Below are 25,404 nucleotides of genomic sequence, written 5' to 3' on the forward strand. Positions count from 1 at the left end.
CACCGACAAGCGCCCGTTCTACTGGATCGCGAGCGAAAGGTTTTAGCAAACTGCCGGGTCACACCCGGGTCACCGTTGGCGCACCCCCCCGCCAAGTCGGACCACACCCCCCCCCCCCCCTTTAGGGGGTGAGACCGTGAGACGTGAGACACGCCAAACCACCACAAGGTCCACAACCGAATGGCCAGCCCGAGCGCACAATCGACAGCAGCCCCCATATCGAAAAGCCGACCACCAATGCTCGACATACTCACCGCAGCGCTCCACGCACCCGACCTGCCGCGCGCCGCGTGCAAAGGCCGAACCGAACTGTTCGACGCGCCAGCCTTGCTTGCACACCGACGACGAATTGCAGGCCTACGCGATCACAGCTGCCGAGCATGTGTGCTCGGGCTGCCCCGAACTCGACGCCTGCCGGGAGTGGCTGGTCAGTCTGCCAGCCTCCGAGCGTCCACGCCGCGTGGTGGTGGCAGGCAGGTACCGGCCATGAGCCACACTCCACCGTATGGCCCGCCAGCAGCCTCATACGGCCACGAAAGTCCCGGCCCTGGTGTCATCCATCCACACGCCGCCTGCCGGTGCTCAGCGGGCATGACTCAGTTGACCCCGCCTGCCGTTCGAACCGCCTGCCGCTGGCACCACCTGCCGAACACGGACCGCCACGGGACACGCCTAGCCAATACAGCAACCGCGCTGTGGCGCACGGCAACTCGCCACGCATTCACCAAACAGATGACTGGACAACAGCATTCAATCGACGGTGACCATCGCCGCAGGTCAACGGTCCCCGAGCCAGCGAACCGCGTATCGATGGATCACCCATCTGACCAGCGCAAACGCAGGGGGGTTGAGACTGCAGCAACGAACAAGATGCCCCGCTGCTCGGCACTCGGAATCTTCGCGGAGAAGTGCGGAGTTTGGTTTTACACAGATTTGCCGAATTCTCCAGTGGCAGAAAGGAATCGGAGATGACAATCAGACGCAGCAAACGGGCGCCAATTGCTCTTGAAGAAGCGGGAAAACGGCTGTGGCGCAGCCTAACCCGTGAGTTCGAGTTCAACAGCGCCGAACTGGCGTTGCTGCACCAACTGTGCGCCACGATAGACGAAATCGCCGCACTCAAAACCGTGTTGACCACCACCAAACCCGTGGTTAAGGGCAGTCGCGGCCAGCCGCGCCCCAATCCGCTACTGGCAGAAATCCGCGCACACCGAAAATCGGCTGATCAGCTCGTTTGTGCTCTGGGTCTGCCGGTCGACGGTGAGACGGTCGGCCGCAGACGTTCGGCTCAGGCCAAGCAGGCTGCCGATGCCCGCTGGGCCAAGACGAGAACGAAGACAGGCAGCCGAATTCAGCGGTTGGGACTGGTCAACACCACGGAGGTAAGTAGCGATGGCTCGTAGGCCCAGCGACGACGGCATGAAACCGTGGCCGCGCCGCCCGAAGAATCTCGCGGAGTTCGATCCGGCGGAGTGGCCGGACGTGCAGGCGTGGCACGCGGCACGGGCGAAGGTGGCGCGGTCCCTGGGCCGGTCACCGTTGCCGGAGGTTCGCGGCATGACACGGATACGGCGGGGCCGCAACGGGCGGGCCGTGCGATGAGTGACGAGTATTCCGATGACGGAGACTGTGGCGGGCCGACCAGCCACCGCTACCTCTACAGGATGGACCGCGAAGAGTTGTTCGCGATGTTCGTGGGCGCGGTTGCGCCACTGAAAGTGGACGACGACGGCGCGCATTGTGGCTCGTACGAGGCCCCTTCACTGATGCGGATGGCCCGCGCGGTGCAGGAACGCGCCGACAGCAGCATTCCTCGTGAGGAGAAGCTGGGCACGGTCGCCTGTGTGCTGCGGGTGTTGTTGTCCCGCACCGATGGCCGTGACCGTGGCGAAGATGACTATTACCACATGCCATTGCCGGATTTGGCCGCGTACTTCCGGCAGGTCCGCGCGGAGCTGGGCGACATGCTGGTACTGGGCACATGGCAGAAGCCGGTAGCGGTGCCCGACGATATCGCCGAGCTGGGCAGTACTCCGCAAGTGCGGGCCGACGCGGACGGCCGACTATGGACCGACCTCGATGCGGGAGACGAAGTGTCGGAGGGTGAGGACATCGCGACGGTTGAAGGCGGATACATCTGGCACACGGACGGCCGCCCACCCGAGCCATTGGCGTAGCGATTCTGACCGCCCAGCAGCCACACCAAGCGACGCTGGACACGCCGTTGGTGTAATGACATGGCTCGCCAGTTACAGCGCGTTAGAATGGCTGCCGAGTCGCTGACCGGGTATCCGGCACCGGCCCACAACGCTATACCGTAGGCACCGCTTTTTGGGCGCTGACCTCGCGGCACCGGCTAAGCCGCTGACCAGCTGAGGCACCGACTCCGGCACGCTGACCTGCGCAATTGCGCCGCGAATCATGTTCGCGGACTTCACCATTCACACAGCACGCCTATTGTCATCGAATCATGCTGGCGTGCAGCAACAGTCGCAGGAACAGGACCATGAACATCATCGAGCTGAAAAAGCAGGCCAGAGAGCTTGGAGCCGAAACCGGCGCAAAGCTCAAGGCATTCAACGACGGAACGATTACGACGAAGGCCTTCACCGAGTACATGGTGTACGCACAGAACCGTGACAAGGAAATCACCGAGCAGATCAAGGCATACAACGCGGCAGCGGGGATCATGACCGGCCCCGGTGAAACGCCACGCTCACAGGGCTTGCGGCGCAAGGGCAGTGAAGTATGCCCCATCGGGTTCGATGAGATACAGCTCAAAGCGATGCACGACGCGATCAGCCACAAAGCCAGCTACGCCATCACCACGAAAGCGTTCAGTACGGTCGACGGTCTGTTGCCCGCGCAGCTGGCCCCGTACGTGGTTGGGCCACAATTCGAATCGCGGCTACTAGACCGGCTGCCGGTGGAGCTTGTAACTGCGCCAAGCCTCGAATACATCAGGCACACCAGCACAACCAACGCGCCGGGTATCGTCGCCGAAGGCCAGCCCAAGCCTGAGCTGATTTTCAACACGGACAAGGTTGTTGCGACTGCGCAGAAGATCGCCGCCCACACCGGCATCTCGTGGGAGTCGCTCACCGACTGGTCAGCGTTCGCCGAGTACTGCCAGGTCGAGCTGATGCGCGAAGTGGTGAACCTTGAGAACGCGGAATTGATTGCGGGAGACGGGACCACGGGACACCTCACCGGTCTGCTCGCCACCAGCGGCATCCTGACGCACGACGCCAGCGGCGACACCGGCACGAACGTGACCGCACTGGACTCGGTGGAGAAAAGCATCGCCCAGTTACGGACCGGCCAAGCGCTGGCCGAAGCGAACCTGTTTGTGGTGCATCCGAATACGTGGTCAGCGCTGCGGCGCACCAAAGACTCGCAGGGTAGGTATCTGGTCGATCCTGACCCGACGAACGCGGCAGGAAACCAACTGTGGGGTGTGGAAGTGCTGCCCACCACGCAGATCACGGCAGGCGTCGGCGCACTGTTGGACACGAACAAGTTCGGGTATGTGGTGCTGCGAGAATCGCTGACTGTGCGCACCGGCACGTCTGACAATGATTTCGTGTCGAACATCGTGAGATTCATTGCGGAGGAACGACTTACACTCGCTGCCGAACGGCCGGCCGCGGTGTGCAAGATCACGAACCTGCCTGCCGCGTAAGAGGATACGACGATGACTGAGTTTCCATACGACGTGGACGAAGAGCGTGGCCCGTTGCGCGACAATGAGATTCAACCGGTTGTTTCGTTCCGGTCCGCACCCGATGCGCGCAGAGACGACAGCCTGACCTACCATCAAGGCGCAGACTATGGCCTGCCCACCACCACCGTGACCGTCGCCAACGGCACGCAATGCGTCTGGGACGGTGCGGTGCACTACGGTGGCGAGACGCTGCAAGTACCGAAAGTGGTGGCGGAGTTCATGGTTCGATCAGGCTGGGCAGTGCCGGTTAGTGAGGAATCCAGCCAATCGGAAGCTACCGTAGCAGCCGAGTCCGACCCGGTGAAAACACCGGCCAGACGGCAAGTCTCGGCGGGTAGCGGTCGACGGACATCGGCGAAACGATAGGCGGGCCGACACAGTCTGAGTCATGGCGACTCAGACGTGCGTGCTGAACGTTCGCCACAACCACTGCGCGACAAGGTTGCGGCGGTAACGCAGGTCGCGCCTGTGGTAGTGCGGCGGCACGACGGCGCTGACCCCGGCGAGGTATTCGATGTTCAAGGTGGCGTAGTAGCGGGCCACCATGAGCAGCCGGTCGGCGGGCCAGTCCGGTTCGACCCGTTCGACGTCTCTGACCTGGCCGGGTGTCAGCTCGTCGGTGATGTCGCGCCATGTTGTCATGGCCAGCAGCGTAGAGCGGCGAAACGTGCTGCGGAATAGTAGTTTTGGGATTGCACGCTGAGCGGTCATTCTGTCATGTCCACGGGCGCAACGGGTTCGGCGCAGTGACCGCTGAGCGGGCAGTTTGACCGGTCAGCGGTCAACCCGAGGATTCATCTGCGTTGGAGCCTCTGCCCGACGTAGGTGAACGATCCGGCCCAGTCTGAGCCCAACGCGACGACCGTTGCTCGCGGATGACCGGGCCGCTCGATGGTCACGGCGTCACCCACGCCGAGCGGGCGGTCACCGTCCCACGCATACACGTACTCACGCCGAGGGTCGTCGAACGTCACTCTCACCAACTGGTGGCCCGCGTCATCGGTCAGGCGCAGCTTCGGTGCCATCATCGGCTCACCGCACGCGCAGAGCTGCCGGATGCGACGTGCACGGCGCGGGGTCGGGTGCACACACGGCAGAACCGCGACCCCGAAGGCGGCGAAGTCGTTGGGGCCGGGTGCCCGGTCTGGACCGGCGAGGCAGCCGTGGCCCATTACGCGCCGAATGTGCTTGCACGTTTCCTCGCGGCCTCGCAGCTCCCATGCTGGGCACGTGCACCGCATGATGCCGTGCTCGACGTCGGCGGCGTAGATGGCATACGCACCGGTCGTCCCGCGCAGTCCGAACACCTGCCACCACTGCGGGCAGCGCGGCTCACTGGTTGTCAACGCGTCGCGGGCCATGTCGGTCAACAGTCGTTGCCTGCATGTAGGAGAACATTCTTCAGCCGTGGTGCGGGTACGGCAGACACGTCATAACCGGGATTCTCATCAGCCCAGCCGATTTCGTAGCAATCGCGATACCCGGCAGCGATGTCGGCATCGCTGGGCGTGTGAACCTCTACCCACCCTTCGAGGGAGCTTTTGCAGTTGACGTAGTCGACATCGCCTATTCTGATGGCGGAAGCCGGTGCGCCAGTTGACCCATCCGAATATGGCGGGTGTCGATTTCTGCTCCACTCGATGAGATCGCGACCCGCTTTCAGATTGCAGGGCTGTGCTGAGGTAGGCGCAGCGGCGACAGTCGATGCCGTTGATGGGCCGGTCACAGCGGCGTCGGGTTGAGGTCCGCTACACGACGCGAGCGCAAGGGCTGCGAAGGTGGCAGCCAGCGCGACGCGGATCATGCGCCGGACTTTACGCGGCTGGCCGAGCCGACCTGATCGGTTTGGGATGCTGTCCGGTCCGTCGTGCGAGCCGGGGGACCCCTTCGCGCCACACTGGCCCGCCAGAATCGGCTACAAGGCCAGCGCGAGCCATCGGAGGGAGCGGTGGGCTCTCCCCTGCCCCACCTAGGCCGTCGTATTGGTCACCAGGTGGGCGGACCGACCTGTCGTACCTGCTGCACGCTTCGGATGACGAGATAGCACACAGATCGCACAAATTAGCTAGGCCAGGTCAGAAATGCTTCTGACCTGGCCTAACCCTAGTAGCGGGGACAGGATTCGAACCTGCGACCTCTGGGTTATGAGCCCAGCGAGCTACCGAGCTGCTCCACCCCGCGTTGGTGAACTCAAGGTTACCGAAGCGGTTGGCGCAGTTCCAAATCGTATGGTCAAAGGCTGTTTTTGGTGGAATCAGCCACCGAAATCACCCCACGAAACGCACCACTTGACCGCACCGGAACACCCCGGCGGGGTCGTACCGTTCGGCCAGAGCGGCCAGCCAGTGCCGGGTGTCCTCGTCATACACTCGCGCCGCCCGGCCTGCGTCGTCCGACGGTGCGAAGTTCGGCAGCTGTCCACCGGTGGACCACGGCGTCAACTCGGCCACGAGCGCATCGGCTTGCGACCGCACCACCTCCGCCACAGGCGGTGCCGGCACTCCGATGACGGTCACTGCGAAGGCGGCATCGCGGTGACAGAACGCACTGCGGTGTGCCCCTTCGCGAGCCAGTGCACCGCCCAACATCCGGACATCGACGATGGTCTGCATCGAGCCCGAGTCCGGCCCGGCGGCGGCCAGGATGACATCGACGGTCTCGGTGGTGAATTCGCGCAGCAGCGTGTGATTTTCGGATACGGGCATCGGATCGACCGGGTCCGCATGCACGGCGCCGATGGCCGCATAGGGCAGCACGCCGACAGTGTCGAGGACAGGGTTCGCCACTGCCCGGAGCGGAGCCAATCGTCGCTCTGCATCATCGAACTCATCGACGGCTACGTAGCGCACGGCGACCGTGAGCTTGCCGGCCAACGGCTCAGGAATGCCCGGCATCTCAGGAAGCTGCAGCAGCGCGATCGAAGTGGAGATGTTCTCCGGCAGTTCGGCACACCACCGCGCCCACTCCCGCAACACCGTCGGAGCATCAGTTCCGTCGAAATAGATGGAGCCGCCATAGAATTCAGAGATCGGTAGCAGCTCGATCTCGACGGCCGTGACGATTCCCAACGTCGACTTGCCACCCCGCAAGCCCCAGAACAGATCTGGGTTCTCCTCGGGCGTCGCGCGCAGCACCTCCCCTGTCCCGGTGACCAATTCGAAGGACCGGACGTAGTCCGACGACAGGCCGACCGTGCGAACCAGCGGCCCTACCCCACCGCCTGTGAGGAATCCGACCACCCCGACGTTGGGTGACGATCCGCACAGTGCGGCCAGGCGGTGCGGGGCCGCCGCGTCCAGAACGTGCTGCCAGGTGGCGCCGGCCGCCACCCGCGCAGTACGGGTGACGGGGTCGACGATGCAACCGGTCATCCCCGCGGTCACCACCAGGATGGTGTCGGAGGCCACGCTCAGCGCACCGTGGCCGGTGGCCTGCACGCTGACCCGAAATCCGCGGCGCCCAGCGAAGCCCACCGTGTTGGCAACGTCATAGGCCGATGTCGCCGCCACGACCGCGGCAGGCTCCACACTGGCCGCCAGATTCCACGGTGCAGCACGCTCATAGCCGGCCTCTCCCGGGAACGCGACGGGCGCGGCGACGTGGGCGCGCAGCCCCGTCAGGGCGTCGTCCAAGCCGTCGTACGGAAGATCGGTCAGGGTCATCGGGGTCCTCTCGGATGTCAGTGCGAATCTCAGCGCACAGCATCGCTACGAGGACTTGGTGTTCACTTGTCGTCCAGCTAAGGGCCGCCCGACCCAGCCAGCAGACACTCAGGTCCCCCGACATCGGCGTGTCGGGGGACCTGAGTGTCTGCTCGCGCGAGAAAGGTGCTCGCGCGAGAAAGGCTACTTGGTGGCGTCGTACTTCTTTATCGCGTCGGCCAGGCCCTGCAGCGCCTGCCCGTACTTGGCGAAATCACCACTGCGCTGGGCCTCTTGGGCCGCCGCCACCGCCGCGTCGATCTCCTGCAGCGCAGCGGCCTTTGCCGGCGACAACTGCACGGGCGGCTGACCGGGGATGGGCACCGACACCTCCGGTGCGCGATTGGCCTGGTCGGCCGCCGGTGGCGGCGTGGCAGGCGCTTGACCGGGCACCGGCGGTTTGGCGTCGGTAGGTGCGACGTTGGTCGCCGTCGCCCCGGCCCCGGGACCGAACAACTCCGTCAACGCGTCACTGACCGTCGGCCCGTAGCCGACCTTGTCGTTGTAGAGCATCGCCACCCGGATCAGACGTGGGTACGACGATGCCGCGTCGCTGGTGCCCGGCGAGGCGTAAACCGGTGCGACATAGAGCAATCCACCCTCACCGACGGGCAGGGTCAGCAGATTGCCCCAGCGGATGCGGTTCTGGTTGTCCCGCCCGATCACACCGAGGTCCTGGCTGACCGCGGTGTCGGTACTGATCGCGTTGAACGCCAGTTTGGGACCGTTGACCTGACCGGGAATGGTCAGCACCGTGATCTTGCCGTAGTTCGACGGATCCGAACTGGCGCTGACATACGCAGCCAGGAAGTCACGCTGGAACCGGTTCATCGCGCTGGTCAACTGGAACGACGACGAACTGCTGTTGTTCGCAATGTCCTTGGCGACGATGTAGTACGGCGGCTGGTAGCTGCTGGCGGTCGGGTTCGGGTCGAGCGGCACATCCCAGAAGTCCTGCGCCGAGAAGAACGTGATCGGATTGTCGACGTGGTAGCGCGCCAGCAGGGCCCGCTGCACCTTGAACAGATCCTCCGGATAACGCAGGTGCGCCTGCAGTTCCGGGGAGATGTCGCTCTTGGGCTTGACGGTGCCCGGGAACACCTTCTCCCACGCCTGCAAAACCGGGTCCGACTCGTCCTGCGCGTAGAGGGTCACGGTGCCGTCGTACGCGTCGACCGTGGCCTTCACCGAGTTGCGGATGTAGGACACCTGCTTGTCCGGCGCCAGCCGGTTGACCGCCACCTCGTTGGAATCGGCGGTCGCGCTGGACAGCGTCGTCAGCTCCGAATACGGGTAGTTGTCGAGCGTGGTGTAGCCGTCGACGATCCACACCATGCGCCGGTTGACGATCGCCGGGTACACGCTGGTGTCGGTGGTCAGCCAGGGCGCCACCGCCTCGACTCGTTTGGCCGGGTCACGGTTGAACAGGATCTTGCTGTTCTCGCCGATCACGTTGGAGAACAAGAAGTTCCGCTCGGCGAACTTGGCGGCGAACACGCTGCGTGACAACCAGCTGCCGATCGGAACGCCACCCTTGCCCTCATAGGTGTAGTTCTTGGTCTCGGTGTTGGTCTCGTAGTCGTATTCGCGGTCGGCACCGTTGCTGCCGACAATCGCGTAGTCGGCGGGCGTGTTGGCGATCACCGGGCCGAAGTACACCCGCGGCTGATCGAGCGGGGCCGGTCCCGGCGACACCACACCGCCGTTGGCGCCGACGACACTGGCCAGGAACTCCGGATAGCCGCCGTTCTGGTTGGGGTCGTTGGCGATACCGCGCACGGTGTTGGCGGGCGAGGCGATGAAGCCGTTGCCGTGGGTGTACACCGAGTGCCGGTTGATCCAGTCCCGCTGGTTGTCGATCAGACGGTCCGGGTTGAGTTCGCGCGCGGCAACCACATAGTCCCGCAGGTTGCCGTCCGGACCGGCGTAGCGGTCGATGGACAGCTGATCCGGGAAGTAGTAGAAGTTCTTTCCCTGCTGGAACTGAGTGAAGGCGGGGCTGACGATGGTCGGGTCGAGCAACCGGATGTTGGACGTGGTGGCCCGATCCGCGGCGACCTGGGCCGCCGTCGTCTGCCCGTTGCTCTCGTAGTTGCGGTAGGTCACGGTGTCACTGGTGAGCCCGTAGGCCTGCCTGGTCGCCGTGATGCTCCGGCTGATGTACTCGCTTTCCTTCTGCGCGGCGTTGGGCTTGACGCTGAACTGTTCGACGATCAGCGGCCAGCCCGCGCCGACCACGAGCGAGCTCAACAGCAACAGCACCACGCCGATGACGGGGATGCGCAAGTCCCGCAAGACGATCGCGGAAAACACGGCCGCCGCGCAGATCACCGCGATGGCCAACAGGATGAGCTTGGCGGGCAGCACCGCGTTGATGTCGGTGTAGCCGGCACCGGTGAACGGTTTGGCCGAACGGGTGACGCTGAGCAGTTCGTAGCGGTCGAGCCAGTAGGCGACCGCCTTGAGCAGGATCAGGAAACCGACCAGGCTGATCAGCTGGATGCGGGCCGAGCGGCTCAGTGCACCGGTGCGCCCGGCCAGCCGGATACCACCGAACAGGTAGTGGCCCAGCAGGTTTGCGATGAATGCCAGGAACGTCGCGACGAAGAGATAGGTGAGGATCAGCCGGTAGAACGGCAGATCGAAGGCGTAGAAGCCGAGATCGCGCCCGAATTGCGGGTCGGTGATCCCGAATTCGCCGCCGTGCAGGAACAGCTGGATGCGCACCCAGTAGGTCTGCGCGACGATGCCGGCCAGCAGACCGATGAACACCGGAAGCCCGATGCCGAACAACCGCAGGCGAGCCAGCACCGTCGTGCGGTACCGGGCCACCGGGTCGTTGGGCCCCGCGGCCGGAACGAACACCGGACGCGTGCGGTAGGCCAGGGCCAGCCCGGCGAACACGATGGCGCCCATCAGCACTCCCGCGACGACGAACACCACCAGGCGGGTGACCAGCACCGTGCTGAACACCGACCGGTATCCCAGTTCACCGAACCACAGCCAGTCGACATAGGTGTCGACGAACCGCGGCCCGATCAGCAACAGCAGGACCACCACCAGCGCCAGCCCGATCAAAACCCGGCTTCGTCGCGTCAGCTTCGGCATCCTCGCCGCGGGCCGCATACCCACTCGTCAACTCCAGTCTCGGGGTTCCCGGATTGCTGGCCTGCCGTGTCCGGCCTGCCGGATTTCCCCCAACTCTAGCCAGTTGCCCCCGACGGGCGGTTCAGCAGCGCGGAGGTTCGCCACCGGCAGAAAGCGCATGCAGCGCGTCGACGGCCCCGGTGAGCGTGTCAACTTTCACCAGTTCCATCCCGTCCTGCGGCGCCGAACGGGCCTCGGCGCAGTTCTCGGCGGGCACCAGGAACACCGTCGCCCCGGCTTCGTGCGCCGCAAGCATCTTGTGGGTGATACCGCCGATCGAACCGACCTTGCCGTCGCCGGTGATGGTCCCGGTGCCTGCGATGAACTTGCCGTCGTTGAGGTCGCCGGTGGTCAACTTGTCCACGACGGCGAGGCTGAACATCAGGCCCGCCGAAGGTCCGCCGATGTTGGCCAGGTTGAAGCTGATGTCGAACGGCGCCCACGGCGCGTCGAGCACACCCACCCCCAGGAAGCCGTAATCGCGGTCGGGGTTGTGGCCCAGGGTGATGGTGGCCGTGCCCGCCGGGGCATTCTTGCGGCGGTAGTCGAGGACAATGGTGTCCCCCGGCTTGGTCGCCTTGAGCAGCGCCTGGAACTCGTCAAGCTTGGCCACCGGCTTGCCGTTGACGGCGTCGATCGCGTCACCGGGCTTCAGCTTGCCCGCCGAAGGACCGGGATCGGTCACGGTCTGCACCGTCACCGCCATGGGGTACTTCAGGAACGCCAGCGCGGCGTACTCGGCGTTGTCCTCGGACCGCTTGAAGTCGCTGGTGTTGGCCTGGTCGATCTCGTCCTTCGACTTGTCGGGCGGGTACACCAGGTCACGCGGCACCAGTTGCTCGCGGCCCGACATCCACAGCGTCAGGGCCTGCCCCAGGGTGAGCCCGTCGCGCTGCGACACCGTCGTCATGTTGAGATGCCCGGATGTCGGATGCACCTTGGCATCGGGGCCCTCGATGTCGACGACCTGTTTGCCCTGCACCTCGCCGAGCGTGTTGAAGGTCGGACCCGGCCCCAAGGACACGTAGGGCACCGTCACCACGGAAAGCAGCACACCGAACACCAGAATCGGCACGAGAGCCACCAGCAGCGTCAAAATCCGCCTGTTCACGCCGCCAACAGTAAAGCCTGCGACACGAGGTTCACTGACAGCGTGACCCACAGCGTCACGAAGGCACCCCGTGGTGAGTACCGTTGGGGCTATGGCTGACCTGCCCTTCGGCTTCTCCGCCGGGGATGACCCCGAGCGCGACAAGCGCAAGAAAGACCCAGATTCCGGATCCGGCTCCGGGCCCGGTGCCGATCCATTCGGTCTCGGCGCCGGCGGCGCCGGTTTCGACATGGGCGACCTGGGCCAGATCTTCACCAAGCTCGGCGAAATGTTCAGCGGGGCAGGCACTGCGATGGCCGGCGGTGGCCAGTCCGGCCCGGTCAACTACGACCTCGCGCGGCAGCTGGCATCCAACTCGATCGGCTTCGTCGCGCCGGTCCCCGACCAGACCAAGGGCGCCGTCACCGACGCGGTCCGGCTCGCCGAGACCTGGCTCGACGGTGTCACGGCGCTGCCCGCCGGAACCACCCGCACGGTGGCGTGGACGCCGAGCGATTGGCTCGACAACACCCTGGAGACCTGGAAGCGGCTGTGCGATCCGGTGGCCGAGCAGATCTCGACGGTGTGGGCCTCTGCATTGCCCGAGGAAGCCAAGAGCATGGCGGGCCCGCTGCTGGCGATGATGTCGCAGATGGGCGGCATGGCCTTCGGTTCCCAGCTCGGCCAGGCCCTGGGGCAGCTGTCCCGCGAGGTGCTCACCTCGACCGACATCGGATTGCCGCTGGGCCCCAAGGGGGTTGCGGCGCTCATGCCGGAGGCCATCGAATCGCTCTCGGAGGGTCTTGAGCGGCCCCGCAGCGAGATCCTGACGTTCCTGGCTGCCCGCGAAGCCGCGCACCATCGGCTGTTCAGCCACGTGCCATGGCTCTCCAGCCAGCTGCTCGGCGCGGTCGAGGCCTTCGCCAAGGGCATGAAGGTCGACATGTCCGGCATCGAGGACATGGCCAAGGGCTTCAACCCGGCCTCGCTGACCGACCCGTCCGAGATGGAACAGCTGCTCAGCCAGGGCATGTTCGAGCCCAAGGCCACACCCGAGCAGGAAGCCGCGCTGGAGCGGCTGGAAACCCTGCTCGCGCTGATCGAGGGCTGGGTGCAGACCGTGGTCTCTGCGGCACTGGGTGATCGGATTCCCGGCACCGAGGCGTTGTCGGAGACGCTGCGCCGGCGCCGGGCCACCGGCGGCCCCGCCGAGCGGACCTTCGCAACGCTCGTCGGCCTCGAACTGCGCCCGCGCAAGATGCGCGAGGCAGCCGCCCTGTGGGAGCGGCTGACCGAGGCGGTCGGCTCCGACGCCCGCGACGGCGTGTGGCAGCACCCCGACCTGTTGCCCGACGCGTCCGATCTCGATGAGCCCGCCGGTTTCATCGACCGCATGATCGGCGGCGACACCAGCGGGATCGACAGCGCCTTCGAGCAGGCCATCGCCGATCTGCAGAAGGAACAGAAAGAGCAGGGCGGCGACACCGAGCGCCCCGACGAGTCCTGAGGCCTGTGGATAACTGACGGGGCGAGACCGCGCGCCGTGGCAGAGTCATGCCATGACGACGCGGTACGTGCTGGCACCCGGCCGCCCCGTGCTGCTGCGCCCTGACGGAGCCGTTCAGGTGGGCTGGGATCCGCGGCGCGCGGTCCTCGTCCACCCGCCGGGATCGATCACCCAGGCGCAGCTCGCCGACCTCCTGCACACCTTGCAGGGCGGCGCGTCCCGAGACGAACTCACCACGGCGGCAAGGGAATTCGACGCCGCTGAGGCTGTCGACGAGTTGATCGCCGCGCTCACCGACGCGGGCATCGTCACCGTGGCGACGTCCCATCCGTCGCGGACCCCGTCGGTGCGCATCCACGGACGCGGACCGCTCTCGGAACTGCTCACCAGCGCGTTGCGGTGCTCGGGGGCGTTGGTCCGGCACACCAGCCGGCCGCACGCATCGGCGGTCCCCGACGCCACCGACCTCGTCGTGCTCGCCGACTACCAGGTCACCGAACCGCGGGTGCTGCGCGAACTGCACGAAGCCGCAGTGGCGCACCTGCCGGTACGGCTGCGCGACGGCGCCGGGCTGGTCGGGCCACTCGTCATCCCCGGCCTGACCAGCTGTCTGCAGTGCGCCGACCTGCACCGCCGCGACCGCGACGCCGCCTGGCCGGCACTGGCCGCGCAGCTGCGTGGCACGGTCGGCACCGCCGGGCGGGCAACCATCCTGGCCACTGCCGCGCTGGCGCTGCGCCAGATCGACCTGGTGATCCAGGCCGTGCGGGAGGCCGGTGACCCGCGACGTGCACCGGAACCCCCACCGACGCTGGACACCACGCTCGAACTCGACGCCGACGGCTACTCCATCAGCGCACGGCGCTGGTCACGCCACCCCGAGTGCCCATGCTGAAAACGAATGTTGCCACTAAGTTGTGGCCCGTTCAGGACTGTCATGGATGATGGTCTGGTGTCTGACATCAAACGGGGAAGCGTCGCACGCAACGCCAAGCTGGCCGGCCTGGCGGGCGGCATGGCCGGCCGCGCGGCACTCGGCTTCGGCAAACGCCTGACCGGTAAGTCCAAGGACGAGGTCACCGCCGAATTGATGGACAAGGCCGCGCAGCAATTGTTCACCGTGCTGGGCGAGCTCAAGGGCGGCGCGATGAAAGTCGGGCAGGCGCTCTCGGTGATGGAGGCCGCCATCCCCGAGCAGTACGGCAAACCGTATCGCGAGGCATTGACCAAGCTGCAGAAGGACGCTCCCCCGCTGCCGGCGGCCAAGGTGCACCGGGTGCTCGACGGCCAGCTGGGCACCAAGTGGCGCGACCGGTTCGCCTCGTTCGACGACACCCCGGTCGCCTCGGCGAGCATCGGCCAGGTACACAAGGGCATCTGGTCGGACGGTCGCGAGGTCGCGGTGAAGATCCAGTACCCCGGCGCCGACGAAGCACTGCGCGCCGACCTCAAGACCATCCAGCGGCTCGTCGGCGTCTTCAAGCAGCTGGCCCCCGGTGCCGACATCCAAGGCATCGTCGACGAGCTGACCGAACGCACCGAGATGGAACTGGACTACCGGCTGGAAGCCGAGAACCAACGCGCATTCGCCAAGGCGTATCGCAACGATCCCCACTTCGCGGTGCCCGCCGTGGTGGCCAGCGCGCCCAAAGTCGTTATCGCCGAATGGATGGACGGCATCCCGATGTCGGTGATCATCCGCGAGGGCACGCCCGAACAACGCGACCTCATGGGCACCCGGCTCAGTGAGCTGACCTTCGACGCACCCGCACGGCTGGAGATGATGCACGGCGACGCGCATCCCGGCAACTTCATGCTGCTGCCCGACGGCCGCATGGGTGTCATCGACTTCGGCGCTGTGGCACCGATGCCCGGCGGTTTTCCGCCCTCGCTGGGGCGCACCATCCGGCTGGCTCGCGACCAGAACTACGATCAGCTGCTGCCCGCCATGGAGGAAGCCGGTTTCATCCAGAAGGGCCAACAGGTTTCGGTGCAGGAAGTCGATGACATGTTGCGCCAGTACGTCGAACCCATCGAGGTCGACGTGTTTCACTACACGCGTCGCTGGATCCAGCGGATGGCCGCGGGCCAGATGGACAACTCGGTCGCCCAGATCAAGATGGCCCGTCAACTCGACCTGCCGGCCAACCTCGCCATCCCACTGCGGGTGATCGCCTCGACCATCGCCATCTGCTGTCAGCTCGATGCCCACGTGCCGGTGAAATCGATTGCCACGGCACTGGTTCCAGGATTCGCCGAAGAAGCTGCCTGAACCAGAAGGCTGGAGTGACGCCGACCCTTCAGGCGTCACTCCAGCACGAATACCAAATGTGTGCGGGAAGACCCGGCCGCGGCATCACGCCGCGGCCGGATTGCTCCCGGCGTCCTTACGCGGACGGCCACGCGGCCGCTTACGGGCCACGATGCTGCCGCGGTCGAGGATTTCGCCGCCCCACACACCCCACGGCTCCTGCCGCTCCAAGGCAGCGGCCAGGCACTCGTTGCGGATCGGGCAATCCGCGCAGAGCGCCTTGGCGCGTTCGAGGTCCACGGGGCTCTCGGCGAACCACAGATCCGGGTCCTCGATGTGGCACGGCACCGCCGGCAGTCGCTTCTCGCATGTCACCGGCGTGAAGCTCATCCCCGGAGCGTTCATCGCAATGGACATGTGCATATCCCCTGCTTCCTGGTCGTTGTTTCGGCGATCTATCTGTCTCTAGATGGATCTGCGACCAGATTTCTCGGGGGTACCGACAAATATGGCCACGGATCCGGTTTGACTGCGGGTCCGTGGCCATTCGGCGGTGGTGAGAGCTCTACCTAGGTGGGGCTCCAATCCACGGACACGCGGGGCGTGGCGGCGGTGCGGCGCTTGTGCTGCGGGGCCAAGCCTGCAACGGGCGGCCACACGGCATTGGCGACGAGCTGATGCCGCCCGGCGGCGGGGGCTGCAGCAACGGCGACCGCACCAACGCCATCAGCGGCCGCCCACCCAGCACGGGCAGCGGCGACCACAGCGGCACGGGCAGCTACGGCTTGCCCGGCACGGGCGCTCACGAAGTGGCCGGCACGGAAGGACGAGGGCATGCTTTCGACCGCGACACCGCTGAGTTTGATGTTGCTAATCATTTCGGGCACCCTCCTTCCGTCTCGTCGCCAGAGTTGTTGATCTTGAGATTAAAGCCTAGCAGTCAAATCGCACAACCTATTTTCTACCTGCGGTTTTGGCATGATCTTTACGATTTCTGGCGGGCTTTGACCAAAGCCACCACATCGGCGCCGTACTGCTCGAGCTTGCGCGCGCCGATGCCGGGAATGGCCACCAGCGCCGCGTCGTCGGTCGGTTGGGTCTCGGCGATGGCGATCAACGTGTTGTCGGTGAACACCACGTAGGCCGGAACCTTCATCTCTTTGGAGACGCGCAGCCGCCAATCTTTGAGCTCGGCCAGCAGGTCCTCGTCGAGGTTGGCCGGGCAGTTTTCACAGCGCCGCAGCATGATCGCCGTGGCCGTGGTGAGAGTCGCGTTGCACACACGGCAGCGTGGGGCGGGGCCACGTTGCCGGCGGTTGCGATCCGGTGCGGCAGCCTTGGCACCCGAGAGCTGAGGCGCGATGCCGTTGAGGAAGCGCGACGGCCGTCGCCCCTGCCGCCCGCCCGGCGTCCGGGCCAGCGCCCAGCTCAGCGCCAGGTGCACGCGCGCCCGCGTCACCCCGACGTAGAGCAGCCGGCGTTCCTCTTCGACCGGCTCACTGTCCGGGCCGTGGGTCAGCGCATGCGAGATGGGCAGGGTGCCGTCCGCCAGGCCGACCAGGAACACCGCATCCCATTCCAGCCCCTTGGCCGCATGCAGCGAGGCCAGCGTCACGCCCTGCACGACCGGTGGGTGCCGGGCGTCGGCGCGTTGGCGCAGTTCGGCGACCAGAGCTCGCAGGTCGAGGTCGGGACGCAGCGCGACCTCCTCGTCGACCAGTTCGGCCAGCGCACCGAGCGCTTCCCAGCGCTCACGGGCCCGCGTGCCCGCGGGCGCTTCGGCCGTCAGCCCCAGCGGCTCGAGCAGCTCCCGCACCGCTGCGGCCAGATCGTCGGTCTCGGCGCCGCGCTCGGCACTGCGCTGCAGCGCCACCAGAGCCTGGCGGATCTCCTGACGGCTGAAGAAGCCCTCCCCGCCGCGCACCTGGAACGCGATGCCCGCCTCGGTCAGCGCCTCCTCGTAGACCTCGGACTGGGCGTTGATGCGGTACAGCACCGCGATTTCGGCAGGCGCCGTGCCGGATTCGATGAGCTTCTTGATGGAGCGGGCCACCGCGGTGGCCTCGGCGACCTCGTCGGGGTGTTCGGAGAACGTCGGCGCCGGGCCGGGATCGCGCTGGCCCACCAGATGCAGCCTGCTGCCCGCCATGCGGCCCCGGGCCGCGGCGATCACGCGGTTGGCCAGGGACACCACCTGCGGCGTGGAGCGGTAGTCACGTTCCAGCCGCACCACCGCGGCGTCGGGAAACCGGCGGGAGAAGTCGAGCAGATAGCGCGGAGTGGCGCCGGTGAACGAGTAGATGGTCTGGTTGGCGTCCCCGACGACGGTGAGATCGTCGCGGTCGCCGAGCCACGCATCGAGCACCCGCTGCTGCAGGGGCGTGACGTCCTGGTATTCGTCGACGACGAAGCAGCGGTAGCGGTCGCGGAACTCCTGCGCGACGGCCGCGTCGTTCTCGATGGCCGCGGCGGTGTGCAGCAGCAGATCATCGAAGTCCAGCAGCGTGGTGTCGTCACGGCGGGCCTTGAGCGACTCGTAGCCGGCGTAGACAGCCGCGACCTTCGACGCGTCGAACGGGATGTCGCGGCCGACCTGGGCCACCGCCGCCGGATAGGCCTCCGGCGTGATCAAAGACGCCTTGGCCCATTCGATTTCACCGGCGAGGTCGCGCACGTCGTCGGTGCTGGTCTGCATGCCGGACCGGCTGGCGGCCTGGGCCACCACGGAGAACTTGCTGTCGAGCAGCTCCCAGCCGGTGGTGCCCACCAGCCGGGGCCAGAAGTACTGCAGCTGCCGACGCGCCGCTGCGTGAAAGGTCACCGCCTGTACCGCGCCGGTGGGCACACCGGACTCGTTGCCCAGCGCCCGCAACCGGCCGCGCATCTCCCCCGCGGCCCGCGCGGTGAACGTCACCGCGAGCACCTGGCTGGCCGCGACATGCCCGGCCGCCACCAGATGCGCGATCCGGCGGGTGATGGTGCGGGTCTTGCCCGTGCCGGCGCCCGCGAGCACACACACCGGGCCGCGGGCGGCGAGCACGGCCTCGCGTTGTTCATCGTCGAGATCGTCCAGGGCTGCGACGGGGGCCTGCGACGACATGGGCTCCATGATGGCAGCCCCCGGTGACACCGTCGGGGATCCGGTCCCCGGCGCGGGGAGATGTCGGCGCAGGACCAGCGCGAATCAGCTATCCGTAGGTCGCCGTGGCGGTCGCGTGGGCGACACCGGAGCCCGACACCACGCTCAGGTTCACCGCGCCGTCGGCCGGTTCACCCTGCACCCGGATCCGGTCACCCACGAACACCGGGCGCCGCAGCCGGAAATCGAACCGTGCGACGCGGTGCCCGGGATCCTGCGCACGCAGCAGCTCGGCCATGTAGATCGCCAGCAGCGGACCGTGCACGACCAGCGCCGGGAAACCCTCGGTGCCGGTGGTGTACGCCTCGTCGTAGTGGATGCGATGCGCGTTGGCCGTCAGTGCGCTGAACCGGAACAGCAACGCAGGGTTGGGAGCCGGTTCTGCCGACCACGGAGTCGATTGGGCGGCAAGCGGTTCGGTGACTTTCGTGAAAGCCGTAGAGGTGCCGTCGTCGCTGCGGTAGACCAGGTCTTGCTCCTCCACCAGCCTCAGGTTCTCGCTTTGGCGGTAGCTGCTGCGCACGGTGACGAACAACAGTTCACCGGTGCTGCCCTGTTTGACGGCGGTCGCCGCGATCTCGGAACGACGCACGGCGGGTTCCCCGAGCACCAACGGCGAGCTGATCGTCGTGCGGCCCCCGGCGAACATGCGTCGGCGGTTCGGTATCGGCGGCAGGAAGTGGCCGTCGCGGGGGTGTCCGTCGGCTCCGAGGTCGGCGGTCCTCGGCCATTCGGAGAAGTAGATCCACTGCCACAGCGGCGGCAGGGCGCAGCCGGCGGCGAACGCGTCGTCGAGGTCGAGAGTGGCGGCCAGGTGCGTCGCACGCTGCGGGCTCAACGGGTCCGACGATTCGACCGGTTCGGGCGCCCAGTCGGCGATGTGACGCGCCAAGGTGTCTGCGGTCTCGGCCATGTCATGTCCTCGAATCTGTGCCGGTGATCAATGCCCACAACCCGTTGGTCCCCGCTGCGATGGCGTGATCGGTCAGCGCGTCGTCCCAGGACTGCACCGAGCCGTACTCCGAACGCCAGGCCAGCGCACGGGCAGTGAACTCGTGTAGCCGGTGTTCGCGGGTGGTGCCGATGGCGCCGTGCACCTGGTGAGCGTTACGGACCACCACGGTCGCGGCGTGCCCGGCACACGAACGTGCTACTGCGACAAGGAAATCCAGTTGTTCGGAGGTCCAGTCCGTGCGTATCGCCTCGGCCAGCGCAGCGTCGGTGGCGGCACGGGCCAGCGCCGCTTCGGCGGCGATGTCGGCGACAAGGTGTTGCACCGCCTGGAATTTGGCCAGCGGCCTGCCGAACTGGATACGTTCGCGGGCATGCGTCACCGTCAGTGCCAGGATGCGGTCGAGCGCGGCGCACACCTGGATGGCGCGTATGAGGGCGGCGCGGCGCCGCCACTGCGCGACGAGGGTGGCAGCAACCGGCGTCCCGGTCAACGCACCGGTGTCGACGACGACGGTGTCGCGTGGTTCGCCAGCGCCGTTGCGCCCTGCCGTCAGGCGCACCGACGCCACATCGACGTCGGCGACTCGAAAGGCGGTGCCGTCAGGCCAGATGACGACGATGCGCTCCGATGTCACGACCCACGGCACCGCCCGCGCGGTACCCGACTCGTCGAGCAGGGCGGCCGTGCGCCGGGCCGCGCCCACCTCGAGTTCGGCGGCCTCAAGCAGCCAGCAGGCGAGCAGATCATGTTCTGCCACAGGGACACTCGCGGCGTGCCAGGCCGCGGCGCGCAGCAGTTCGGCCCCCTCGGCCCAACCTGCGCCGCTACCGCCGGACGTCTCGGAGCCGGTGAGGCGGACGAGGCCGAGTTCGCCGAGCTGTGACCACAATTCGTCGAGCCCCTCGGTGGGGCCGTGATGTTCGCGGTGCGCGGCGAACACCGCCGACATCATCTCGACCAGATCGGGATCGACGCTCACCGCATCCCCAATCCACGTGCGATGACACCGCGCAGCACCTCGTTGGTGCCGCCGCGCAGGGTGAACCCCGGACGCTGCACCACCGCGTCGGCAAGCATCGTGCGGTAGGGGTCGTCGTCCATCTCGTCGGGAATGCCGAGCACATCGGCGAAGTCGGCGATATCGCCTTCGGTCGTGGTGCCCAGCACCTTGACCACAGCGGCCGCGGTGTCGGCTGGTTCATGACGTTCCAGCGCGCCGGCGACCGCCGTCGACATCTGGTGCAAACCCGCGATGCGGGCGACGTAGCGACCGAGGTCGGTGTGCCGAGGCAGCGCGCGAGCACTCATGTGCCCGGCGACGTCGGCCAGCAGCGTAAAGGTGGACAGAAACCGTTCGGGCCCACTGCGTTCGAAGCTCAGCTCGGAGGTCACCTGTTGCCACCCGTCGCCGACGGTCCCGAACACCATGCCGTCGGGGCCGTCCGGCACGAATACTTCGTCGAGGATGACCTCGTTGAAGTGGTGCTTGCCGTTCATCGAGATGATGGGTCGGATGTCGACGCCGGGAGAGCGCAGATCGACGATGAACTGGCTCAGGCCGTCATGCCGATGTGCCGGATCGAGCGCGGCGGTACGGGCCAGGCAGATGAAGGCGTGCGCGAGATGGGCGCCCGACGTCCACACCTTGGCCCCGGTGATGCGCCAGCCGCCGTCGACGGGTTCGGCCTTGGTCCGCACGCTCGCCAGGTCCGAGCCCGAGTCCGGTTCGCTCATGCCGATCGCGAAGTAGCACTCCCCTCTTGCGATGGCAGGCAAGAACTTTCGCTTCTGCGCCTCGGTGCCGTACTTCAGCAGCGACGGCACGATCTGCCGGTCGGCGATCCAATGGGCTCCGACGGGTGCGCCGGCGGCCAGCAGTTCCTCGGTGACGACGAACCGTTCCTGATGACTGCGGCCGTGCCCGCCGTATTCGACGGGAACCGTCATTCCGAGCCAGCCCCTGGCGGCCAGCGCCCGGGTGAAGTCCTCGTCCCAGCCCGTCAACCAGCAGTCGGCGGACCGTCCGATCCGGCCGGCCTGCCGCTGCTCGGCGACGAACTTCCGGACCTCTAACCGCACGTCGTCGAGCCCATGCGGGTCGCCTGCCACCGGCGGCACCAACCTGGTCATGTTCAACTCCGTCCCATGCGGTTTGCAACTTACCGCTGAGCGGGAAACGGGCCTGGCGGAGACCCACGTCACTGCGGGTATGCCGCAGCGGGTCGGCTACGTTGTGTGAACTATGACTGCTACGTCCCCCGGTCTGACCATGTACACGACCAGCTGGTGCGGCTACTGCCGGCGCCTGAAGACAGCGCTGCGCGCCGAAGGCATCGGCTGGACCGAGGTCGACATCGAGGGCGACCCCGCCGCAGCGGAGTTCGTGGGCTCGGTCAACGGCGGCAACCATGTGGTGCCGACGGTGAAGTTCGCCGACGGCTCGACGCTGACCAACCCGAGCGTCAAGCAGGTCAAAGCCAAGCTGGGCTAGGCCCCTCCGTCCCCTTTCCTCGCGAGCAGACGCTGCGGTCCGCGACACGCCGCGTTTCCGGTACCCCCGCGTCTGCTCGCCGGGGAACGTCAGTCGAGCGCGGCCCAGGATTCGATGATCTCGCGCGCGATGGAGATCGAACCCGGCAGCAGCAACCGCGACGTCGATTCGACCGAACTCCAGTCGCCGTGCTCGAGCGCGTGCCGGATCTCGGCGCGGGTGAACCAAGCGGCCTCGGCGATCTCGCCGTCGTTGAACGAGAACGGCTGCTCGGGGTCGCCGATCGCGTGGAAACCGACCATCAGCGACCGCGGGAACGGCCAGGGCTGGCTGCCCAGGTACTGCACATTGGTGACGGTCAGCCCGATCTCCTCGGCGATCTCTCGCACCACGCAGCTCTCGAAGGACTCCCCTGCTTCGACGAACCCGGCGAGGATCGAGAACAACCGCTCGGGCCACACCGCCTGCCGGGCCAGCACGGCCCTGTCATGGCCGTCGTGCACCAGGCAGATCACGGCCGGGTCGATGCGGGGGTACTCCTCGTGACCGTTGGCGGCGTTGACCCGCGCCCAGCCCGCCTTGACCGATTTGGTCGCCGCGCCGTCGATCGCGCTGAACCTCGCCTGGTCATGCCAGTTCAGCAGCGCCGTCGCAGTGGCCACCAGTTGTGCGCTGGTGTCGTCGAACACCGAACCCGCCCGGCGTAGATCCAGCACCTCGGTTTCGGCGTCGGGGTCCTCGGGTGCCTCGAGCGCACCGCGCACCGCCCACACGTGCCTGCCGTCGTACAGCCGCCCCAGGAACACCGCGTTCTCCGGGGGTTTGTCCCCGATCGCCGACGCCTTGCCGAGCACCACCTTGCCCTGCGAGATCAACACCTGGTTGCGGCGGTCGACACGCAGCAACAGGGCATCGGCCCAGCCGGCGACCGCGGCGTCGATGTCCGTGCGCACCATGTCGGCACGATCAGCCCCGACGCGGGACAGCAAGGGGACGTTGCGCAGTTCGAAGTTCATCGACTTCGCCCGCCCCGGTGATTCTTCCCCGTCGTTTCGCTCGCCCTGGTCATCGCTCGGCGTCCGCGCTGCGGATGTACAGCAGCCGGTCACCGGACTCCAGCGCGTCGACCTCGGGATCGTCCACGCGGACGAGGCGGCCACCGCGCACCACACCGAGCACGATGTCGTGCAGGTGCCGCGGCGAGCCGCCCTCTTCCTTCGGTTCGACTTCCCGCTCGGCGATCGCGAAGCCCGCGTCGGGCGTCAGCAGATCCTCGACCATCTCCACCACGCTGGGGGTCTGCGTGGCGATACCCAGCAGCCGGCCCGCGGTCTCCGCGGACACCACAGTCGAATCCGCGCCGGACTGGCGCAGCAGATGCTGGTTCTCGGCTTCCCGCGCGGCCGCGATGATCTTGGCGTTGGGGGCCAGTTCCCGGGCGGTCAGGGTGACCAGCACGGCGCTCGCGTCGTTGTCCGTCGCGACGACAATCGATTTCGCGTGATGGGCACTCGCGAGCCGCAGGATGTCGGACTTGGTCGCGTCACCGTGGACCGTCACCAAGCCGGCGCTCTTCGCACGCTCCAACGCGGTCGCGTTCTCGTCGACGACGACGATGTCGGCCGGGGCAACCTCGTCACCCACCATGGCCGCGACGGCCGTACGGCCCTTGGTGCCGTATCCGATGACGACGGTGTGGTTGCGCACTCTGCTCCTCCATCGCTGGATCTTCAGCGCCTGCCGGGACTGGGTGGTCAGGGTTTCCACGGTGGTACCGATGAGGACGATCAGGAACGCCACCCGCAGCGGCGTGATGATCAGGACGTTGACCAGACGTGCCGAATCCGTATAGGGCGTGATGTCACCGTAGCCCGTCGTCGACAGCGACACCGTCGCGTAATACAGGCAATCGAGGAACGACAGCGGATGGTTCGGATCCGGCACGCTGTCGTTGTCTCGGTAGCCGTACCGATCCATGTACACGATCAGCACCGCCGCCATCAGGGCAGCCAGCGCGTACAGCACGCGCATGGCGATCTTGCGGCCCGGGCTGACGAACGGCTCCGGGATCCGCAACACGTCGACGAGCGCGGCATCCGGCCGCGAGGTCAGGTTCTCGTCAATGGCGGCGAGCCTGCGCCGCAGTCTGCCTTTAGCCACGACTACCGATCGATCGAAGCGGACGCACGCCACAATGAAACCATGACCACGGCCACACCTCAGCGAACCGCCGCTGCCCGCACCGCCCGGCGACTCGCCGTCATGCTGCTCGGCATGGGCACATTGCATTTCGTCGCGCCCAAACCGTTCGACACGATCATCCCCGCGGAGCTGCCCGGCACGCCCCGCTTCTATACCTACGCCTCAGGTGTCGGCGAGTTGGCGACCGGCGCGATGCTGGCCGCCCCGCGCACCCGGCGGCTGGGCGCGCTCGCCGCGGTGGCGCTGTTCGTCGCGGTGTTCCCCGGCAATCTCAACATGGTGCGACTGTGGTGGAACAAGCCGTGGCCCATGCGGATCATCGCGATCGCCCGCCTGCCGCTGCAGGTCCCGATGGTCACCACGGCGCTGAAGGTTTATCGCAACTCGTAGCCGACCGCCCAACGAGTTTGGCAAGGCTATCGTTGCTGGCAGCACACAGTTTCGGCGTATATCGTCGCAGCCGTGTCGAGTCCCACCCACCCGGCCGAACCTCACGTGGGATCGGTGTCGTCAAAGCTGAATTGGCTGCGCGCCGGCGTGTTGGGCGCCAATGACGGAATCGTCTCCACCGCGGGCATCGTCGTCGGTGTGGCCGCCGCCACCGTGGAACGCGCGCCCATCCTGACCGCGGGTGTCGCCGGCCTGGCCGCGGGCGCGGTGTCGATGGCGCTGGGCGAATACGTCTCGGTGAGCACGCAGCGCGACACCGAACAAGCCTTGCTGCGCAAGGAACGCCGCGAGTTAAAGGCAGACCCCGCAGCCGAATTGGACGAACTCGCCGGTCTCTACGAGGCCAAAGGACTGTCGGCGGCGACCGCGCGCACCGTCGCCGAGGAGTTGACCGAGCACGACGCCTTCGCCGCGCACGCCGAAGTCGAACTGGGCATCGACCCCGACGAACTCACCAATCCCTGGGAAGCGGCGCTGTCGTCGGCGCTGTCGTTCACCGTCGGCGCGCTGCTGCCGTTGCTCGCGATCCTGCTTCCCCCGACGACGTGGCGCATCCCGGTCACCGTGGTCGCAGTGCTGCTGGCCCTGATGCTCACCGGAGCGGTGTCGGCCGGCCTGGGCGGCGCGCCCAAAGGCCGTGCAGTGCTGCGCAACGTGATCGGTGGCGGTCTGGCGTTGGCGATCACTTATGCGATCGGTCATCTCGTCGGCGCCGCGATCGCCTGACTCTGATACCTCCCATCAGCC

Annotated in this window: 23 protein-coding genes and 1 tRNA gene; 10 read left to right on the forward strand and 14 right to left on the reverse strand. The window is 66.8% G+C overall.

Going from position 1 to position 25,404, the window contains the following annotated elements; translation table 11 throughout:
- Nucleotides 1-968: 968 nt before the first annotated feature.
- From BST13_RS24755 to BST13_RS24775, 4 genes are all read left to right on the forward strand, one after another.
- Complete coding sequence (locus BST13_RS24755) at nt 969-1,403, forward strand: P27 family phage terminase small subunit (RefSeq protein ID WP_083166654.1); 435 nt, start codon at nt 969-971, stop codon at nt 1,401-1,403.
- 195 nt (nt 1,404-1,598) lie between these two features.
- Nucleotides 1,599-2,177: a hypothetical protein gene (locus BST13_RS24765; protein ID WP_083166656.1), complete on the forward strand. Its 579-nt coding sequence runs from the start codon at nt 1,599-1,601 to the stop codon at nt 2,175-2,177.
- Nucleotides 2,178-2,506: 329 nt separating this feature from the next.
- A complete protein-coding gene (locus tag BST13_RS24770; protein WP_158087191.1) occupies nt 2,507-3,682 on the forward strand; it encodes a phage major capsid protein in 1,176 nt (391 codons plus the stop codon).
- Nucleotides 3,683-3,694: 12 nt separating this feature from the next.
- Nucleotides 3,695-4,090: a hypothetical protein gene (locus tag BST13_RS24775; protein ID WP_083166658.1), complete on the forward strand. Its 396-nt coding sequence runs from the start codon at nt 3,695-3,697 to the stop codon at nt 4,088-4,090.
- 30 nt (nt 4,091-4,120) lie between these two features.
- On the opposite strand, the gene BST13_RS24780 is transcribed toward BST13_RS24775, so the two are convergent.
- From BST13_RS24780 to BST13_RS24805, 6 genes are all read right to left on the reverse strand, one after another.
- A complete protein-coding gene (locus BST13_RS24780; protein ID WP_083166659.1) occupies nt 4,121-4,366 on the reverse strand; it encodes a hypothetical protein in 246 nt (81 codons plus the stop codon).
- Nucleotides 4,367-4,518: 152 nt separating this feature from the next.
- Complete coding sequence (locus tag BST13_RS24785) at nt 4,519-5,094, reverse strand: hypothetical protein (RefSeq protein WP_142282833.1); 576 nt, start codon at nt 5,092-5,094, stop codon at nt 4,519-4,521.
- Nucleotides 5,095-5,831: 737 nt separating this feature from the next.
- Nucleotides 5,832-5,905, reverse strand: a tRNA-Met gene (locus BST13_RS24790).
- 86 nt (nt 5,906-5,991) lie between these two features.
- Nucleotides 5,992-7,386, reverse strand: a complete 1,395-nt coding sequence (locus BST13_RS24795; protein WP_083166661.1) for an FAD-binding oxidoreductase — start codon at nt 7,384-7,386, stop codon at nt 5,992-5,994.
- A gap of 183 nt (nt 7,387-7,569) precedes the next feature.
- Nucleotides 7,570-10,557 (reverse strand): UPF0182 family protein, encoded by a 2,988-nt coding sequence (locus BST13_RS24800; RefSeq protein ID WP_083166662.1) that lies wholly within the window; start codon nt 10,555-10,557, stop codon nt 7,570-7,572.
- Nucleotides 10,558-10,654: 97 nt separating this feature from the next.
- Nucleotides 10,655-11,683 (reverse strand): YlbL family protein, encoded by a 1,029-nt coding sequence (locus BST13_RS24805; RefSeq protein ID WP_083166663.1) that lies wholly within the window; start codon nt 11,681-11,683, stop codon nt 10,655-10,657.
- A gap of 73 nt (nt 11,684-11,756) precedes the next feature.
- Here BST13_RS24805 and BST13_RS24810 point away from each other — a divergent pair, with 73 nt between their 5' ends.
- The 3 genes from BST13_RS24810 to BST13_RS24820 are packed head-to-tail and all read left to right on the forward strand — an operon-like array spanning nt 11,757 to nt 15,441.
- Nucleotides 11,757-13,169: a zinc-dependent metalloprotease gene (locus BST13_RS24810; RefSeq protein WP_425437046.1), complete on the forward strand. Its 1,413-nt coding sequence runs from the start codon at nt 11,757-11,759 to the stop codon at nt 13,167-13,169.
- Between the two features lie 52 nt (nt 13,170-13,221).
- On the forward strand, nt 13,222-14,064 hold the full coding sequence (locus tag BST13_RS24815) for a TOMM precursor leader peptide-binding protein (protein WP_083166665.1): 843 nt from the start codon (nt 13,222-13,224) through the stop codon (nt 14,062-14,064).
- Between the two features lie 42 nt (nt 14,065-14,106).
- On the forward strand, nt 14,107-15,441 hold the full coding sequence (locus BST13_RS24820) for a macrolide-binding ATPase MABP-1 (protein ID WP_083166666.1): 1,335 nt from the start codon (nt 14,107-14,109) through the stop codon (nt 15,439-15,441).
- 84 nt (nt 15,442-15,525) lie between these two features.
- Here the strand turns inward: BST13_RS24820 and BST13_RS24825 are convergent, their stop codons facing one another.
- The 6 genes from BST13_RS24825 to BST13_RS24850 form a co-directional block, all read right to left on the reverse strand.
- On the reverse strand, nt 15,526-15,843 hold the full coding sequence (locus tag BST13_RS24825) for a WhiB family transcriptional regulator (protein ID WP_083166667.1): 318 nt from the start codon (nt 15,841-15,843) through the stop codon (nt 15,526-15,528).
- 146 nt (nt 15,844-15,989) lie between these two features.
- Complete coding sequence (locus BST13_RS24830) at nt 15,990-16,298, reverse strand: hypothetical protein (protein ID WP_245839792.1); 309 nt, start codon at nt 16,296-16,298, stop codon at nt 15,990-15,992.
- A gap of 107 nt (nt 16,299-16,405) precedes the next feature.
- Entirely contained in the window at nt 16,406-18,520 is a 2,115-nt protein-coding gene (locus tag BST13_RS24835) for an ATP-dependent DNA helicase UvrD2 (RefSeq protein WP_170064328.1), read from the reverse strand.
- Between the two features lie 88 nt (nt 18,521-18,608).
- Nucleotides 18,609-19,472, reverse strand: a complete 864-nt coding sequence (locus tag BST13_RS24840; RefSeq protein ID WP_083166670.1) for an HTD2 family dehydratase — start codon at nt 19,470-19,472, stop codon at nt 18,609-18,611.
- A gap of 1 nt (nt 19,473) precedes the next feature.
- Nucleotides 19,474-20,505: an acyl-CoA dehydrogenase family protein gene (locus BST13_RS24845; RefSeq protein WP_425437049.1), complete on the reverse strand. Its 1,032-nt coding sequence runs from the start codon at nt 20,503-20,505 to the stop codon at nt 19,474-19,476.
- Nucleotides 20,490-21,650, reverse strand: coding sequence for an acyl-CoA dehydrogenase family protein (locus BST13_RS24850; RefSeq protein ID WP_083166671.1), 1,161 nt, complete (start codon nt 21,648-21,650; stop codon nt 20,490-20,492). Before BST13_RS24850 ends, BST13_RS24845 begins: the two co-directional genes overlap by 16 nt.
- 106 nt (nt 21,651-21,756) lie before the next feature.
- Here BST13_RS24850 and BST13_RS24855 point away from each other — a divergent pair, with 106 nt between their 5' ends.
- Nucleotides 21,757-22,005 (forward strand): mycoredoxin, encoded by a 249-nt coding sequence (locus BST13_RS24855; RefSeq protein ID WP_211296178.1) that lies wholly within the window; start codon nt 21,757-21,759, stop codon nt 22,003-22,005.
- 89 nt (nt 22,006-22,094) lie between these two features.
- Here BST13_RS24855 and nudC read toward each other — a convergent pair whose 3' ends face one another.
- Both nudC and BST13_RS24865 read right to left on the reverse strand, forming a co-directional pair.
- The gene (nudC, locus tag BST13_RS24860; protein ID WP_083166673.1) at nt 22,095-23,021 is read right to left on the reverse strand and encodes an NAD(+) diphosphatase; all 927 of its coding nucleotides are present in this window, start codon (nt 23,019-23,021) and stop codon (nt 22,095-22,097) included.
- A gap of 49 nt (nt 23,022-23,070) precedes the next feature.
- Nucleotides 23,071-24,165, reverse strand: coding sequence for a potassium channel family protein (locus BST13_RS24865; RefSeq protein ID WP_083166674.1), 1,095 nt, complete (start codon nt 24,163-24,165; stop codon nt 23,071-23,073).
- A 42-nt stretch (nt 24,166-24,207) separates the two neighbouring features.
- Here BST13_RS24865 and BST13_RS24870 point away from each other — a divergent pair, with 42 nt between their 5' ends.
- Both BST13_RS24870 and BST13_RS24875 read left to right on the forward strand, forming a co-directional pair.
- The gene (locus tag BST13_RS24870) at nt 24,208-24,597 is read left to right on the forward strand and encodes a DoxX family protein (RefSeq protein ID WP_083166675.1); all 390 of its coding nucleotides are present in this window, start codon (nt 24,208-24,210) and stop codon (nt 24,595-24,597) included.
- Nucleotides 24,598-24,669: 72 nt separating this feature from the next.
- Complete coding sequence (locus tag BST13_RS24875) at nt 24,670-25,383, forward strand: VIT1/CCC1 transporter family protein (protein WP_083166676.1); 714 nt, start codon at nt 24,670-24,672, stop codon at nt 25,381-25,383.
- Nucleotides 25,384-25,404 lie beyond the last annotated feature (21 nt).

This window comes from Mycobacterium aquaticum, assembly GCF_002086485.1.
In the GTDB taxonomy this organism is placed as follows: domain Bacteria; phylum Actinomycetota; class Actinomycetes; order Mycobacteriales; family Mycobacteriaceae; genus Mycobacterium; species Mycobacterium aquaticum.